This is a genomic window from Hydrogenimonas cancrithermarum (assembly GCF_030296055.1).
GTDB classification, from domain to species: domain Bacteria; phylum Campylobacterota; class Campylobacteria; order Campylobacterales; family Hydrogenimonadaceae; genus Hydrogenimonas; species Hydrogenimonas cancrithermarum.
Map to the genome: position 1 here is coordinate 83,929 of NZ_AP027370.1, position 15,942 is coordinate 99,870.

A 15,942-nucleotide genomic window follows, 5' to 3' on the forward strand; every position below is an offset into this window, starting at 1 on the left:
GCCTCCTGCGCGGAGGCGGGTTATTAGCCATTGGTCATTAGTCATTGGAGAAAGGGTGAAAGAGAAGGAGAGAGAGCGATGAACGGGAGGAAAAAGATGGACAAGAAAACCTACAACAAAGAGCTCTATCGACTTCAGGTGGAGCTGGTGAAGTTCCAGCGCCACGTGATCGACAACGATCTCAAAGTCTGTGTCGTTTTCGAAGGGCGCGACGCCGCAGGCAAAGATGGCACGATCAAACGTTTCACCGAACACCTCAGTCCCAGAGAGGCCCGAAGCGTGGCGCTGGGCAAACCGAGCGATAGGGAGCGAAAATCTTGGTATTTCCAGCGCTTCGTTCCCCATCTGCCCAGCGGCGGAGAGATCGTCTTTTTCAACCGCAGCTGGTACAATCGCGCAGGGGTCGAGAAGGTGATGGGGTTCTGTACCAAAAAGGAGCACAAGCTCTTCATGAAAGAGGTGGGAAGTTTCGAGCAGATGCTGACCCATTCGGAGATGCTCTTTTTCAAATACTATCTCGACATCTCCAAAAATGAGCAGAAGCGGCGGCTGGAAGCCAGACGAAAGGATCCCCTCAAGCAGTGGAAACTGAGCCCCATCGACGCCCAGGCGCAGAAACTCTGGAAAGCCTACTCCAAGGCCCGTGACGAGATGTTCTCCAAGACCTCCTTCGTCTTCGCACCCTGGTATGTGGTCCACAGCGACGACAAGAAAACGGCGCGCATCAATGTCATGAAACATTTTCTTTCCCATGTCGACTATCCCGAGAAGGAAGAGAGATACCTTCTTTACGACAACGATGTCGTCTGTGAATTCGATCCCGTCTGCTACGAGAAAGGGCTGATCGCGCCATGAATCCGGATCTGGTCCACTTCATCGTCACCGTCGCCTTCAGTTTCCTGACGGGTCTGGAGGTCAAAACCTACCGTCAACGGTTCCATCCCAACAGACCCCAGGACTTTTTCGGAACCGCACGCACCTACACTTTCGTGGGGATACTGGGTTTCGTCTTCTACAAGCTCGATCCGACGCATCTGAGCGCCTATGTGGCGGTGCTTGTCGGTCTGACGCTGCTCTACGCACTCTTTTACCACCAGAAGCTGATCGATCACAGGCAGAGCATCCTGCTCTATCTCGTGATGCTTTGTGTCTACGCTTTCGGACCGCTGACTCTCACGACGCCCCTTTGGATGCCTTCGCTTCTTTTCGTTCTGATCGTTTTCATCCTCAACGCCCGCCGGGCGATACACCGCTTCGCCCTGGGGATCAACCCCTACGAATTCGAAACCCTCGGTAAGATGATACTGCTTTCGGCCGTCATCCTCCCGCTGCTTCCCGACGAGAAGATCGTCGCATTCATACCCCTTTCGCCTTTCAAGATATGGTTGGCGGTGGTGGTCATTTCAGCGATCAGCTACGGCGGCTACATCGTGCAGAAATACTTCTTTCCCCAGAAGGGGTACTTTCTGACCGCGGTCGTCGGCGGGACCTACTCCTCAACGGCGACGACGGTGGTGCTGGCCAGAAAGGCGAAGCAGGCTGGATGCCGTCCCCTCGTCGACGCCTCGATCATCGCGGCCACGGCGGTGATGTATCTGCGCCTTTTGGTGGTGGCGCTCGTGTTCAATCTGCAGATCGCCGAAACGCTGGCTCTGCCGTTCGTCGTCATGGCGATTTTGGGGTTTCTCTTCGCCGCCTTTTTTCTCAAGCGGGCTAGACAGGAGGGTGAAACGGCCGAATTCGTCGACAAAAACCCTTTGGAACTGGGGACGGCTCTCATTTTCGCCACCCTTTTCGTTATGATGATGGTTCTGACGCAGTATGTGACGAAAGAGTACGGTTCCGGCGGTTTGGAGATTTTCTCGTTCGTCGTCGGTTTCACCGACATCGATCCCTTCGTCCTCTCGCTGCTGACGGGAAAATACGACGTCACGACGCCGCAGATCGCCGCGGCCGTCATGATCGCGGCGGGAAGTAACGATCTGCTCAAAGCGGCCTACGCCCTCTGGTTCGGCGGATGGAAAAGGTGCTACCGTTCCGCCTTTTTCGTGACACTGCTCGGCGCGGGAACGATACTCTGGGCGTTTCGGCTCGAACATATCATTTAGGAGAGGAACCATGCGAAAAAAGACGAAACACAAATGGCACGAGCTGCCGTGGCAGCACCCCAAACCGAAATCGGAAGATCCCAAAGCCGAAAGATTGGTCAGAGAGCTGATGGAGTCCCCCACCTACCGATTGGCCGAGGAGGACAGGGAGTTTCTGCAAAGTCACGAGACAAGGGGTGTGCGGCTCGAACTGGATTACATGAAAGCCGAACTGATCATGACCGAACTCGACGTGCAGCATACGATCGTCGTCTTCGGAAGTGCGAGGATCAAAGAGCGCAAAACGGCGCTGGCAACATTCAAAGAGGTCGAAAAAAAATTGGTAGCCGACTCGGATAACGTCAAACTGCTGGCCCAGCTACGCGAAGCGGAGCGGATGGTGGAGATGAGTACCTACTACGACGACGCCAGAAAGTTCGGCCGTCTGGTGGGCAACAGCGGCACGGGACCCGAAGACAACCGGGTCATCCTGATGACAGGCGGCGGCCCGGGCATCATGGAGGCGGCCAATCGGGGAGCCTATGACGTGGGGGCCAAATCGATCGGGCTCAACATCAATCTCCCCCACGAGCAGTATCCCAACCCCTACATCTCGCCCGAGCTCTGTTTCCAGTTCCACTACTTCGCCATCCGCAAGCTCCACTTCATGCTCAGGGCCCAGGCGCTGGTGGCCTATCCGGGCGGCTTCGGTACCCTCGACGAACTCTTCGAAATCCTGACGCTGGTGCAGACCCGCAAGACGCCGGAGATTCCGGTGGTTCTGGTGGGAAAACGGTACTGGGAGCGCATCGTCAATTTCGAGATCCTGGCGGAGGAGGGGATGATATCCCCCGACGATCTCGAGATTTTCACGATGGTCGAAAATGCCGACGAGGCGTGGCGGCATATCATCGGATGGCATACGGACCGCCGAACCCATCTGTACCGAGTCTATACGGAAGGAGAGAAACCGCAACATGGAAAAGTGTGACAATAGAGTGATCGTTTCGGGACTGGATATCCCGTTCTGGGATCTGGTCTGGTTCATGGTGAAGTTGGCGCTGGCGTCGATTCCGGCACTTTTCATCATCTATCTCATCTTCGCGTTTCTGGGGATGATCTTCGGCGGCTTTTTCCACATGATCGCGATGCCGCCGCCGTTGCCGTAACGAAAAAAGGAGTGAAGATGTCTGCATATGTGAAATGGTTCGAAGAGATAGGGATCAAGGATGTACCGGAAGTGGGGGGCAAAAACGCCTCCCTGGGAGAGATGTACAGCAACCTCACGGAAGAGGGGGTGAGGGTACCCAACGGCTTCGCGGTCACCGCGTCGGCCTACCGCTACGTTCTGGAAACCAACGGGGCGTGGGAGAAGCTCCACGCATGGCTCGACGGGCTGGATTACGACAACGTGGAGGCACTGCAAAAAGCGGGAGCCGCATGCCGGAAGATCGTCTACGAGTGCGAGATTCCCGACGATCTGAAGCGAGAGATACTCGAAGGGTACGCGAAGCTGAGGGAGGAGTACGGGGAAGATCTCTCACTGGCGGTGCGATCCTCGGCGACGGCGGAAGACTCTCCCACCGCCTCCTTCGCGGGCCAGAACGAGACCTATCTCAATGTCCGGGACGACGAAGCGCTACTGGATGCCTACCGGCGGTGTCTGGCCAGCAACTTCACCGACAGGAGCCTCCACTACAAGCACGACAACGGTTTCGACTGGAAGAGGGTCTATCTGAGTGTGGTGGTGATGAAGATGGTGCGCTCTGACATCGGCGCCAGCGGCGTCATGTTCAGTATCGACACCGAAACCGGCTTCAAGGATGTCGTCTTCATCAACGGCGCCTACGGCCTGGGCGAGAACGTCGTGCAGGGCACCATCGACCCCGACAGCTTCTACGTCCACAAACCCACCTTCGACAAGGGCTACCGGGCCGTGCTCAAGCGGCGCCTGGGGCGAAAAGAGCTCAAAATGGTCTTCTCCGACACCCTCGGTTCGGCCAATTTGGCGGAGGAGTACACCAAAAACGTCGAAACGAGTGAAGAGGAGCGCCGGCACTTTTGCATCACCGACGGCGACGTGATGACGCTCGCCTACTACGCCATCAAGGTCGAAAACCACTACTCGAAAAAGGCGGGACACCGCAAGCCGATGGATATGGAGTGGGCAAAGGACGGCACGGACGGACATCTGTACATGGTGCAGGCGCGTCCCGAGACCGTGGCATCGCAGAAAAAGGGGACGGTGCTGGAGACCTACCGGCTCAAAGAGCGCGGCAAGGTGCTGGTCACGGGCCGGGCGGTCGGCACGAAGATCGGGCAGGGCAGGGTCCGCTACATTCCCGACGTGGAGCATCTGAGCGAATTTCGGGACGGCGAGGTGCTGGTGGCCGATACGACCAGTCCCGACTGGGAGCCGGTCATGAAGATCGCCTCGGCGGTGGTGACCAACAAAGGAGGACGCACCTGTCACGCCGCCATCGTCAGCCGTGAGCTGGGCATCCCCGCCATCGTTGGAGCCGAAGGGGCCACCGAGATCCTCGAAAACGGCATGGAGGTGACCGTCAGCTGTGCCGAGGGGGAGACGGGATATGTCTACGAGGGGATGCTCCCGTTCGAAGTGGAGGAGGTGGATTTGAGCGCGCTTCCTAAACCGAAAACCGAGATCATGATGAACCTGGGAAATCCGGACCAGGCCTTTTCGCTCGCTTCCCTGCCGGTGGAGGGTATTGGTCTGGCGCGGATGGAGTTTATCATCAACGAATACATCAAAGCCCATCCGATGGCCCTCAAGCATCCCGAAAAGGTGGACGATGCGACGCGAAAAGCGCTCGAAAGCCTGGCGTACGCCTACGAAAGCTTGACGGAGTTTTTCGTCAAAACCCTCAGTGAAGGGGTCGCCACGATTGCGGCGTCGGTCTACCCCAAACCCTGTGTCGTTCGGATGAGCGACTTCAAGACCAACGAGTACGCCACGCTGCTGGGCGGCAGGTTCTTCGAGCCCGAAGAGGACAACCCGATGATCGGATTTCGGGGTGCGGCGCGCTACGCCCATCCTGCGTACGAAGAAGGCTTCGCCCTCGAGTGTGCCGCGATGAAGCGTGCCAGAGATGTGATCGGCATGGAGAACATCGTCCTGATGATCCCATTCTGCCGCCGTGTCGACGAGGGGAAAAAGGTACTCGAGACGATGGCCAAATACGGCCTGAAAAGAGGCGAAAACGGCCTGAAGATCTACGTCATGTGCGAAATCCCCAACAACGTGATCCAGATCGACGCCTTCGCGGAGATTTTCGACGGCTTCTCCATCGGCAGCAACGATCTGACACAGTTGACGCTCGGGGTCGACAGGGACAGCCAGATCGTCGCTTTCGACTACGACGAGAGGGATCCGGGCGTGATGAAGATGATTGAACTCGCTGTCGAAGGGGCCAAGCGGAGCCATCGCCACAGCGGTATCTGCGGCCAGGCCCCCAGCGACTACCCCGAGGTGGCGGAGTTTCTGGTGAAACTGGGGATCGACAGCATGAGTCTCAATCCCGACAGTGTTCTAAAAACGATCCGCGACGTGGTGGAGCTGGAGAAACAGCTGGGAAGGATATGAAATGAAGATCGCATTTTTCGAGACGAAGCCCGAAGAGAGGGCCTTTTTTACCGAACGCCTAAAGGGCCACGAGATCCTCTTTTTCAGCGGTCCGATTCAGGAGGAGTTGACCAAGGAAGCCGATTACGAGGCCGTATCGGTCTTCGTGCATTCGAAGATCACCGACGATGTTTTGCGAAAGCTTCCGAAACTGCGCTATCTGCAGACGCGCTCCACCGGATACGACCATATCAAGTGCAACACTCTCTACAAACGGGGCATTTTGGTTTCCAACGTGGCCGGTTATGGCGGCCCTGCGGTGGCGGAATTCGCTTTTTCGCTGCTTCTCGAGGCGACCCGGCATACATGGAAAGCCCTGCGGCGGGCCAAAGAGGGAATCTTCGAATACCAGGATCTCAAGGGGATCGAACTTTTCGGCAGACGCCTCGGCATCCTGGGTCTCGGGACCATCGGGTCGAGGATGGCCCATATCGGCAAAGGGTTTGGGATGGAGATTTCGGTCTGGAGCCGCACGAGAAAACCGATCGTCGACGAACTGGGGCTCGATTTCACGTCGCTGGAGAGGGTGCTCGAAACGAGCGATGTCCTCATGATCGCCCTGCCCCTGACGCCTGCGACGAGAGAGTTGATAGACATAGAGCGGGCGAAGCTTCTCAAAGAGGATGCGATCGTGGTCAATGTCGCCCGGGGGGAGATTCTCCAAAAAGAGCTCTACACGACGCTTCCCAACGTGCTCTGTCTCGACGTCACCTCCGACCTCTCCTGCGTCGCGCGGCCCAATGTCCTCTACACGCCCCACATGGCCTACTACACCAAAGAGGCGCTGCGGCGGATCATGGAGATTTCGTGTGAGAATATCGAAGCCTACATCGCAGGCAGGTCGTTGCCCAACTGTCTGAAGCTCTCCTGTGAAAAAGAGTATGGAAAAAAGGATGCATCATGATACCTTCATGGCTTCCCGCCGACGTACCCAAAGAGCATGAAGGCCGGTTTCTGGAAAATTTCGAAAAGAGTACGGGAGGAAGTGGCCGTCTGATGCTTTTCGCCGGCGATCAGAAGGTGGAGCATCTCAACGACGATTTTTTCGGTCCCGACATCCCCGCCGAGGACAACGATCCCGAGCATCTTTTCAAGATCGCCTCGGCGGCAGATATCGGCGTTTTCGCTACCCAGTTCGGTCTGATCAGCCGGTGTGGCCGCGATTACCGTGACATCCCCTACCTGATCAAACTCAACTCAAAAACCCATCTCGTTCCCTACCGTGAAAAGGACCCCTACAGCCGACAGTGGCTAGGAGTGGAAGATGCGGTGCATCTGAGAGAGAGTGCGGGGCTGGATATCCGAGGAGTGGGCTATACAGTCTATCTGGGAGGAGCGTACGAACACGCCATGCTGCGCGAAGCGGCGCGTATCGTTCATGAAGCCCATGGGCACGGGATGCTGGCGGTGCTGTGGATCTATCCCAAAGGCCCCTACGTCAAGGACGAGCACGACGCCCATCTCATCGCCGGAGCGGCGGGCGTGGGAGCCTGCCTGGGGGCCGATTTCGTCAAACTGAAGGTTCCCTATCTCAACGGAAGATTCGATCCTTCGCTGCTGAGGGAGGCGACACAGGCGGGGGGACGCACCGGCGTACTCTGTGAAGGGGGAGAAAGAATCGACGAAACGGAGTTTCTGGCGCAGCTGCACGAGCAGATCCATATTGGAAGAAGCCGTGGCAACGGTACCGGCAGAAATATCCACCAGCATCCGCTCGAAGAGGCGATCAGGATGGCCGGTGCCATCTACGCGATCACTTGTAAAAACGCCACCGTCGAAGAGGCGGTGAAGATTCTGAAAGGATAAAACATGTGGAAAATCTGGCTCGAAATGGATCCGGAAACGAAAGAAAAGGTAGCGAAAAATGCCAAAATCGCAGGCATCGTGATGATTCTCATCGGATTGGCGGGCATCGTCTTTCCCGGTCTCATGTCGGTGGCGGTCGTCTTTTTCGTGGCGTGGATGATGCTTTTCGGCGGCCTGATGACCGGCTATTTCACCTATATGAGCGACCGTGGAGACTGGATGGGGTGGCTCAAGACCTTTGTGCTCATCGTCACCGCGTTGCTGCTGATTTTCAAGCCCCTGCCCGGTGTGGCAGCTGTGGGATTGCTGCTGGCGGTCTATTTTCTCTTCGATGCCTTCGGCAACTTTGCGCTCGCCTTCACGATGAAGCCGGCGAAGGGGTGGTGGATGTGGCTTCTCAACGGTCTCTTCTCCATCGTCCTGGCGGCGATCTTTCTCGTAGGGTGGCCTTTCAGTTCCCTCTATCTCGTCGGACTTTTCGTCGGAATCAGCCTCTTTTTCGACGGCATCGTTCTCGTAACGCTCGGAAGTTATCTGAAAAAAGGGGAAGAGTGAGCGCCCTTGAGGGATCATGAAATTTTGAAAACGGAGATATACAGCCCTCGATGCTTCGAAATTTCGGTTCCGGACCTTCGTTAAACGAAGAAAGGGCACGGGATAGGATGAAATGTCAGTCAGCTGACATTGATGGGACTCTCTCTTCGATATACTGGTCTCCTATTTTTCAGTGGATAGAGGCTTATCATGAGGGTTCCGAACGAAATTTTGGCACAGAGTATGGAGAGGTTTCAAATCTCTTTTTCTCGGCAGATGGAGATGAGAGATTCCATGGAGGGAATCTGCTATGCTTGCCTGGAAAGTCTGGACAATTCGCTGAACGTTTCCAATCCGCTCAAAAAAGGGATGCTGAACGATTTCGCCTTTTTCATCATGGATCACGTTCAGAACCGTTTTAGATACATTCTTCGGGAAAATTTTCAGAAAGCAGAGGGTTTGAAGGTCGTGGAGAACGGAGGTGCGGCGACGTTCGACCGGGAAAACGAATGGTATGGGGAGTGCTTTGGGAGGATTCTCCAAGAGATGGAGCGTTTCAACGCCGGGCATCCCCTCAAACCCCTTACGAATCAGATACTCGAAGAGTGTAGGGAGCGTTTCGCGCATTTCGAAATTTTGCGCCGCCTCTATCTCGAGCTTGTCGATATCGGGCACGACCGGGAACGTGTTGGGCGGGATAACGAATAAAGGAAGGTGGATCATGACACGGCATGAAATATGTGAAGAGTTGGAAGATACGGACCTTTTCGCAGGGCTGAAGCATTCGGAGCTGTGCGAAATCGTCTCCGAGTGCAGATTGAAGCGGTGGGAGAAATCGGAGGCAATCGACAATGACGAAGGGATTGAATATTTCAATATCGTCGTCAAAGGAAGCGTCAAGCTGATGCACACCGATCCCCATTCCGGGCGCAGTATCGTCCTCTTCCTATTGAAAAGGGGGGATGTTTTCGACATTCTGTCGCTGCTCGACGGCGAAGCGCATGTATCCAATCCTATCGCGGTGGAAACGGTCGATATCCTGCGCGCTCCCATGGCGACGGCCAGGAGGTGGCTGGAGCGCTATCCCGAATTCAACGAGCGTTTTCTTCCCTATATCGGGAAACAGATGCGCATCCTCGAAAATTTTGCCGAATCCGTAGTTTTCGACGATACGGCGACACGTCTCGCGAAGCTCATTCTCAAGCATGCCGATACGAAAAATCGTCACGATGAGGAAGAGTATCCGGTCAAAATCATCAACAACCTTTCCCATGAACTTCTCGCCGAAATGATCGGTTCGGTCCGGTCGGTCGTCACGACTCAGCTTCAGAAGTTGAAAAAGGATGAAATCATCCTGCAAAAGCGCGGATATCTAGCGGTAAAAAAACTGGAAGAATTGAAACGTCGCTACAATCTCTGAATCGAGGTTTATGGGCGAAAAGTAAATGCCCTCAACCCGCCTCCATCCAGAGCCCTTTGATGCCTCCGATGAGAAACTGCGCGGCGATGGCACCCACGACAAGCCCCATGATACGGGTGAGAATTTTCATTCCCGTCACTCCGAGAAGACGGTTGATGAACCCCGCATAGCGAAGGGAAAGATAGACGCTCACGATCGAAAGGAGTATGGAGAGAGTGACCAGTATGTAACTCCATGTGCTTCCGTACGTCTGTGCATTGGTATTGTTGAGGACGATGATCGTGGCGATGACGCCGGGTCCGAAGAGGATGGGAATGCCAAGAGGGATGACAGAGATATCCTCCTTCTCTTCCGCTTCGTCCCGCTCTTCGGGGGTGTGTCTGGCCTTGCTCGCCTGGCCGTAGGCCATATTGATCGCGATCATCATCAGAATGACACCGCCAATCACTTTGATCGAAAGGACATTGATACTGAAGAGTTTGAAAATGAGCTCGCCGGCGAAGAGCGTAACCAGTGATGCGATAAGCACGGTCAGGGTAGCCCTCCATGCGACCGGCCGAATCATAACGGGTGTGACGGGAGAGACCATCGAAATCATGATACTGGCCGCCGCAAGGGGGTTGAGTATCGTGATGAGCGCGATCGTGTCGTGAAGCAATGTCGATACGTATGTGGATATCATAGACTTTCTCCTTTTTGAATATCATCGTACCGTGGAGCGTTATCGTCATCTTCTCTATCGAGCCGAAGAGGTATCTTTTCGTCGACCGAACGGATGTGGATATCACGTTGCGGGAAGGGGATTTCGATGCCCGCCTCGTAGAGCGCGTCGTAGATGAGTATCAGAAAGCGCGATTCGGTCCTGCGCGGATAGAGGATCTCGCCACCTCTGATCCAGACAAAGAGCTGAAAATCGACGCTGCTGTCGTTCATGCCGGTCATGATGACGCGGGTATGGCGCTGGCCATCGTTGTAGATGTCGCCGAATCCGCTCTTTTTGACCGCATCCTTGATGACACCGACCACTTTGTGGACATCGGTACCGTAGGCGACACCGAAAGGGATGCGGAAGCGCCGGATCTGGTCGTTCATGGTCCAGTTGATGACACGGTTTTGAATCAGATCCTGGTTGGGGACGATAACGTCGATGTTGTCGTTGGTCGTGATCGTCGTCGAGCGCATTCTTATGTCGGAGACGTGGCCCCGCAGGTTTTCGTCGAATTCGATGTAGTCCCCGATCTTGATGCTCCTCTCGAACATCAGGATGATGCCGGAGACGAAATTGGAGACGATATTCTGAAGTCCGAAACCGATACCCACCGAGAGGGCACCGGCGACCAGAGCGATGGAAGAGAGATTGATCCCCACGACATTGAGGGCAATGAAGAAGGCGATGATGATGATCGTGTAGTAACCGAGATTGGCCAGAAGGGTCCGCGTGGAAGAGGTGAGGGTGCGGGTTTTGAAGGTGAGGCGTTTGATGCTGTTTTTATAGAATCCTCCGATTACGATGCCGATGACGAATATAAAGAGAGCCATGAAGAGTTTGAAGGCGCTGATGGGCGTTTCGTTGATGACGAAGAGCGGGGCGTTGGCCTTTTCCCAGAAGAGCGAGACGGCGTTCTTGATCTCTTCGAGGGTCGCCCCCTTGATCGTTTCGGCCCTTCCCAGAACCGTCGTTTCCATCTTGTCGAAAAGTGCGCGCATGTCGTCCTGCACCTCTTCGGGATAGGATCTTTCAATGATCTTCATGATCCGTTTCTGCAGGGCGAAGGCTTCGGTACTCTTTTTGTCGTGCAGTGCCGAGGAGAAGAGGATGAAAAGTTCGACCAGCTTTTCGTTGAGGAGGTTTCTCTTTTTGGCCTGAAGCCGATCGATCCGGCTGCCGATTCGCTTGACCGCACCGCTTTTGCCCAGCAGGTTGAGACGCTCCCTCTCTACGTCGAGCCTTTGTATCTCTTTCTCGAGTTTCTCAAGGGAAGTGTCGATCTGTCCGATTCTCTTTTTCACCGTGTCCGTATCGAAGCTGATGCGTTGCAAACCTTCCACGAAATAGGACGGTGCCTGCCCGATCGCCTCTTTGTAATGTTCGAGTTTTCGGATGTAGAGATTTTTCCCTTTGGTGTAGAAGGCGTATTGAAGCTGCAGTGTCAGTAGATTGCTTGCGTTGGATTCGCTGCTTTTCAACTGATCGGCCACCACACCGAGCCTCTCTTCCAGCGAGGCGATATCTTTTGCGGCTTCGGCTTTGGAGAGGGCCCAGTTTCCGAACCGGACGATAAGCTCCCGGTACGCCTTTTCGTTGTCGGGACGTTCGATGACGATCTTTTCGACGGGCGGATTTTTCGAAAGGTTGATGAGCTTGTAGAGCAGAGCCTCCTGCAGTGCCGTATCGTCGTTTTTTTGTTCCGTTTTTTTTAAGGTCGCCAGCAGCGATTCGTAGGTCTGTGTCGTACCACGTACGAGCGAGTCGTTGATATCCGCACCATGGAGGAAGAGTGCGAGAAAGAGGAGATATAAGAGGGTTTTTCTCATCGGTTGTCTCCGTTTTGCGAAAAGAGTATCAGTGCGAACAGCGAAACGAAAAAGAGAACCACGAAAACGTTTTTCTGCGCGAAGAGAATCAGGTCGATTGCGCCGTGGCCGAAATAGTATCCGACGGAAACGAAAGTGAACGCCCAGAGTACGATACCCAGGATGTCGAAAAAGAGAAATTTGAGAAAACTGTAACCGGACATGCCGATTGTCAGCAGAACGGGAATGTGGGTACCGTAGACAAACCGTTCGAAGACGATGACGAAAGGGCCCCATTTTTTGAGCCATTTCATGGCCATTCTCTTTTTTTCGGGATAGGCCTCCAGCCAGGCGACGGCGCGTTTTTCGAAGAGCCTTCCCGACAAAAAGAGAAGAAGATCGCCGATGGCAGCACCCGCCATTGCGACCGCGACGACCCCGGAATAGGTGAAGACCCTGTGTTCCGATGCGAGCCATCCGGCCAGCATCAGCCCGATCTCTCCCTCCAGTACGCTCCAGACGAACAGTGCCGCATAGCCGTGTGTCAGGAGAAGATGAACCGGATAGGAGAAGAGATTGAACACCATCATGCCACCCTCTTTACAAACCCGAAAAGTCGCTCGTTGGACTCGCGGTCACGTATTTGACAAATTTCGCAATCCATTGTACCACTTTGCCGCTTTCCCCACGGGGAAGTTGCTACGATCATTGCATCCATTGCCAGACCATGACGAGTGTGAGTGCCGAGGTGACCAGCAGGGCGAAGATGGAGAAGATGTTTTGAAACCGTGTGCCGGTATACTCTCCCATGATCGCCCTGTTGTTGGTGATCAGCAGGGCGATGCCGATGAGCAGGGGAATGAGCATGCCGTCGAGGATCTGGGAGTAGTAGAGGGCGTCGACGACGCTGACGCCCGGAAGCATATCTACGAGGTCCCCCACCACCAGGGCTCCCACGAAGACGATATAGAACCCCTTCGCGTCGCTGATTTTGTAGTCCATTCCCTCACGCCATCCGAACGTATCGGCGACGGCGTAGGCTGTGGAGCCGGCCAGAACCGGGATCGCAAGAAACCCCGAGACGACGACGCCAAAAGAGAAGAGGGCGAAGGCGTATTCGCCGGCTGCCGGTTTCAGGCTCAGTGCCAGGCTCTGCATGTCGGGGATGTCCGTTCCCGTACCGTAGAGCATGACCGCACCGGTGACGATCATGCAGTAGGCCAGTAGGTTGGACCAGACCATGCCCACGATCGTATCGAAACCCACTTCGTCGGCCTGGACCACACTCTTTTTCTCCTCCTTTTCTTCCGCCGCCTGCCAGAAGAGCATGTATGGGGAGATCGTGGTGCCCAGCATCCCGAGCGCCGCCATGATCCATGCGGAATGCATCTGGATGTGGGGGATGAAGGTGTTCTTCAGCACGTCGAGAAGGTGGGGTTTGGCCATCACCGCCGAGACGATGTAGACCCCCAAAATGGCGGTCAGCGAAATGAGGACCCCTTTGATGGTCCTGTACTTTCCGAACGTGATGAGATATCCGATGAACGCGGTGATGGGAATGAGAAAATAGATGGTCGGGTAACCGCTGACGATATGGAGAATGGCCGCGATGGCGTTGAGGTCTGCCCCGATGGTCAGGATATTTGCCACCGCCAGCACCAGGATCATCAGGATCGTGAGCTTTCTGGAGTAGTAGGCCGTCGTGATCTCAGGCAGGCTCTTGCCCGTGACGATGGCGATGCGCGCGACCGTGTTCTGGATGGCGATCATCATCGGCGTGGAGAGAAGCAGAAGCCACAGCTGCGAAAATCCTGTGGTCGCCCCCACGACCGTGTAGGTGACGATGCCGGCGGGATCGTCTCCCGCTCCGCCGGTAATGAGACCGGGACCGAGCTTTTTGACCCGTTCGCGGTTCTTTTCAATGTCCGCCCGTATTTTCGCTTTGAGATTCAACGTCATCAGAACATCTCCCTGTATTCCATGACGAGTTTGATCTTCTTGCCTATTTTTTTACGTAGGATATCGGCTATCTCACGTTTTTCTTCTTCGTTCAAGGTGCCCAGCGTCGTCACCGTGACGTGTATTTGCAGGCCGGTGGGACGATACTGCACTTTCGTCAGATGGATCTGAACGGGTCTGCCTCCGACAGGCAGGTTCTGATACTCCGCGACTTCACGGTAGATTCGCTGTTCAAGGATCAAAGAGCGGGTCGAGAGCCAGAGAGGCAGGATTATGAGACAGAGCATCAGGAGTTTCAGCATGAAAGCTGCGGAGATGTATTTGCGGGATGCGTAACCCATGAGATAGAAGGTCGTTCCGGCCGCGAAGAGAATGCCGATGATGTTGGTCAGATAGAGCAAAAAGGCGTTGGCGAAGATGTGCCACGATCCCCAGCCGATGCCGATACCCGAGACGCACAGCGGCGGGACCAGGGCCACGGCGATCGCCACGCCGGCCAGACTCTCCCCCACTTTGGTGTTGATGTATCCGTAAGCCGCCGCGACGCCTGCAAAGATGGCCACGGCGAGATCGAGCAGCGTCGGATGGGTGCGCAGGTCCATCTGTTCCGTCAGATGAGAGAAAGGCAGCGAACCCGCGACGAACGCGGAGGCCCCCAGCGCGATGAGCGTAGAGAGCAGAATGGTCTTCGCGCTTCTATTCAGAAGGGTTTCGTCGAAACGGATGGCGCCCATCGAGAACGCGACGATCGGAGCCATCAGAGGCGCCAGGATCATCGCACCGATGATGGTTGGCGAGGAGTTTTGAAAGAGACCCGTCGTCGCCATCAAAACACTGATGATAAGTAGAAGGAGATAGGCGTTTTTCATCCGGGCGGAGTCTCTCAGTTTCGTAAAGAGTTCAGCGAAGGCACTCTCGGCGGCGATCGGTATGAAGGGAAGGCTCTTTTTGGTGAAAAAACCTATGAGATCCTCTTCGGCGGGAAGGTTCTGGATGCGCAGGCTCTCTTTCTCCTCGCCGCTGACACACCCTTTCCAGCCCGTCACGATACGTGCTTTCGTCGGAACACTCACTATCGTGACCTCCGAAACTTCTCTTTTTACGTCATTGAACACGACAGGTATCGGCCGGCTCTCCGGTGTCGTGATTTTCAGAGATTTGGATTTGACGGTCCCGATACCCGGTGGCAGATTTTCGCCGGGATTTCGCTTTTTTCTCGTCAGCAGGAGACGGAGCCTCATCGTTTCGACGATGCTCTGGGGTGCGTAGACGATTGCGGCGACGCGTTGGCACTGGTTGTCGCTCTCCTTGAAATAGTAGGTGCGTTCCCGGGTCATCTCCGATTCGCCGGAAATCTCAAGAAGCAGTGCGGCAGTTTTGACGGTCTGTCCCTTTTGCGTCGTGATGTCGTAAGGGTGCAGCCGAAGAGAAAAGAGGCTTCCGACTCTGGACCAGAGCGGCTTTTCGTCCCGTACTTTCACCCACTCGCTCTCCCCGACGGTGATGCATCCCAAGACGGCATCGCCCTGGCAGCGAAGCATTCTCGATGTGCGGTGATTCTTTTCGTCCATGCCGAGTTCCAGCGCCTCTTCCACGCTGTCCGGTATCTCGTAAACCTTTCGCTGAAGCGGATTCGCTTCGTATGGCAACGGTACGATCGTGACATCTTTTTCCGCGATGTGGGAGAGCCATTCGACGAACTCCTCGTCACGAACGGCGACGAAAAGCATGGTGCCCTCCGAAAAAGCCGTTTTCCGTTTTTTGAAGATATGGCGTTCCGCCGGCTCTCGACAAAAGGTTTCGATCTTGGCGAGCATCTCCTCCACCCGCTCCTTCTCCATCGTATGGTCATGCAGGAACAGTATCGGACCGGACATCTCTCTCCTTTTTTTTGGGGGCGTCGATTGCCGTTGTTAACCATCTTTGTCGTATTATATAGTAATCGGAATGAAGAGCGACTGTGCCGCGTGCGAAAGGGG

The 15,942-nt window shown here is 55.2% G+C and carries 15 protein-coding genes; 10 read left to right on the forward strand and 5 right to left on the reverse strand.

Annotated elements, in window-relative coordinates; all coding sequences use genetic code 11:
- Nucleotides 1-78: 78 nt before the first annotated feature.
- The 10 genes from ppk2 to QUD54_RS00415 all read left to right on the forward strand — a co-directional run bounded on the left by ppk2 (nucleotide 79) and on the right by QUD54_RS00415 (nucleotide 9,490).
- Complete coding sequence (gene ppk2 / locus QUD54_RS00370; protein WP_286336976.1) at nucleotides 79-855, forward strand: polyphosphate kinase 2; 777 nt, start codon at nucleotides 79-81, stop codon at nucleotides 853-855.
- Nucleotides 852-2,108, forward strand: a complete 1,257-nt coding sequence (locus tag QUD54_RS00375) for an MgtC/SapB family protein (RefSeq protein WP_286336977.1) — start codon at nucleotides 852-854, stop codon at nucleotides 2,106-2,108. Before ppk2 ends, QUD54_RS00375 begins: the two co-directional genes overlap by 4 nt.
- Before the next feature lie 10 nt (nucleotides 2,109-2,118).
- Complete coding sequence (locus QUD54_RS00380; RefSeq protein WP_286336978.1) at nucleotides 2,119-3,078, forward strand: LOG family protein; 960 nt, start codon at nucleotides 2,119-2,121, stop codon at nucleotides 3,076-3,078.
- Nucleotides 3,065-3,256: a hypothetical protein gene (locus QUD54_RS00385; RefSeq protein WP_286336979.1), complete on the forward strand. Its 192-nt coding sequence runs from the start codon at nucleotides 3,065-3,067 to the stop codon at nucleotides 3,254-3,256. Before QUD54_RS00380 ends, QUD54_RS00385 begins: the two co-directional genes overlap by 14 nt.
- Nucleotides 3,257-3,273: 17 nt before the next feature.
- On the forward strand, nucleotides 3,274-5,691 hold the full coding sequence (gene ppsA / locus QUD54_RS00390) for a phosphoenolpyruvate synthase (protein WP_286336980.1): 2,418 nt from the start codon (nucleotides 3,274-3,276) through the stop codon (nucleotides 5,689-5,691).
- Between the two features lies 1 nt (nucleotide 5,692).
- A complete protein-coding gene (locus QUD54_RS00395) occupies nucleotides 5,693-6,634 on the forward strand; it encodes an NAD(P)-dependent oxidoreductase (protein WP_286336981.1) in 942 nt (313 codons plus the stop codon).
- Entirely contained in the window at nucleotides 6,631-7,536 is a 906-nt protein-coding gene (locus tag QUD54_RS00400) for a beta/alpha barrel domain-containing protein (protein ID WP_286336982.1), read from the forward strand. Before QUD54_RS00395 ends, QUD54_RS00400 begins: the two co-directional genes overlap by 4 nt.
- Before the next feature lie 3 nt (nucleotides 7,537-7,539).
- Nucleotides 7,540-8,091 (forward strand): HdeD family acid-resistance protein, encoded by a 552-nt coding sequence (locus QUD54_RS00405; protein WP_286336983.1) that lies wholly within the window; start codon nucleotides 7,540-7,542, stop codon nucleotides 8,089-8,091.
- A gap of 189 nt (nucleotides 8,092-8,280) precedes the next feature.
- Nucleotides 8,281-8,778 carry a hypothetical protein gene (locus QUD54_RS00410; protein WP_286336984.1) on the forward strand — a complete coding sequence of 166 codons (498 nt, stop codon included), beginning with the start codon at nucleotides 8,281-8,283 and terminating at the stop codon, nucleotides 8,776-8,778.
- A 13-nt stretch (nucleotides 8,779-8,791) separates the two neighbouring features.
- Nucleotides 8,792-9,490, forward strand: coding sequence for a Crp/Fnr family transcriptional regulator (locus QUD54_RS00415; RefSeq protein ID WP_286336985.1), 699 nt, complete (start codon nucleotides 8,792-8,794; stop codon nucleotides 9,488-9,490).
- Between the two features lie 31 nt (nucleotides 9,491-9,521).
- On the opposite strand, the gene QUD54_RS00420 is transcribed toward QUD54_RS00415, so the two are convergent.
- From QUD54_RS00420 to QUD54_RS00440, 5 genes are all read right to left on the reverse strand, one after another.
- Nucleotides 9,522-10,172 carry a MarC family protein gene (locus QUD54_RS00420; protein WP_286336986.1) on the reverse strand — a complete coding sequence of 217 codons (651 nt, stop codon included), beginning with the start codon at nucleotides 10,170-10,172 and terminating at the stop codon, nucleotides 9,522-9,524.
- Nucleotides 10,169-12,025, reverse strand: a complete 1,857-nt coding sequence (locus tag QUD54_RS00425) for a mechanosensitive ion channel family protein (protein WP_286336987.1) — start codon at nucleotides 12,023-12,025, stop codon at nucleotides 10,169-10,171. Before QUD54_RS00425 ends, QUD54_RS00420 begins: the two co-directional genes overlap by 4 nt.
- Nucleotides 12,022-12,594 carry a DedA family protein gene (locus tag QUD54_RS00430; RefSeq protein ID WP_286336988.1) on the reverse strand — a complete coding sequence of 191 codons (573 nt, stop codon included), beginning with the start codon at nucleotides 12,592-12,594 and terminating at the stop codon, nucleotides 12,022-12,024. The genes QUD54_RS00425 and QUD54_RS00430 overlap by 4 nt, the downstream gene beginning before the upstream one ends.
- Nucleotides 12,595-12,709: 115 nt before the next feature.
- The gene (locus tag QUD54_RS00435; RefSeq protein ID WP_286336989.1) at nucleotides 12,710-13,963 is read right to left on the reverse strand and encodes an Nramp family divalent metal transporter; all 1,254 of its coding nucleotides are present in this window, start codon (nucleotides 13,961-13,963) and stop codon (nucleotides 12,710-12,712) included.
- Nucleotides 13,963-15,840, reverse strand: coding sequence for a TIGR00341 family protein (locus QUD54_RS00440; protein WP_286336990.1), 1,878 nt, complete (start codon nucleotides 15,838-15,840; stop codon nucleotides 13,963-13,965). The genes QUD54_RS00435 and QUD54_RS00440 overlap by 1 nt, the downstream gene beginning before the upstream one ends.
- Between the last annotated feature and the right edge of the window lie 102 nt (nucleotides 15,841-15,942).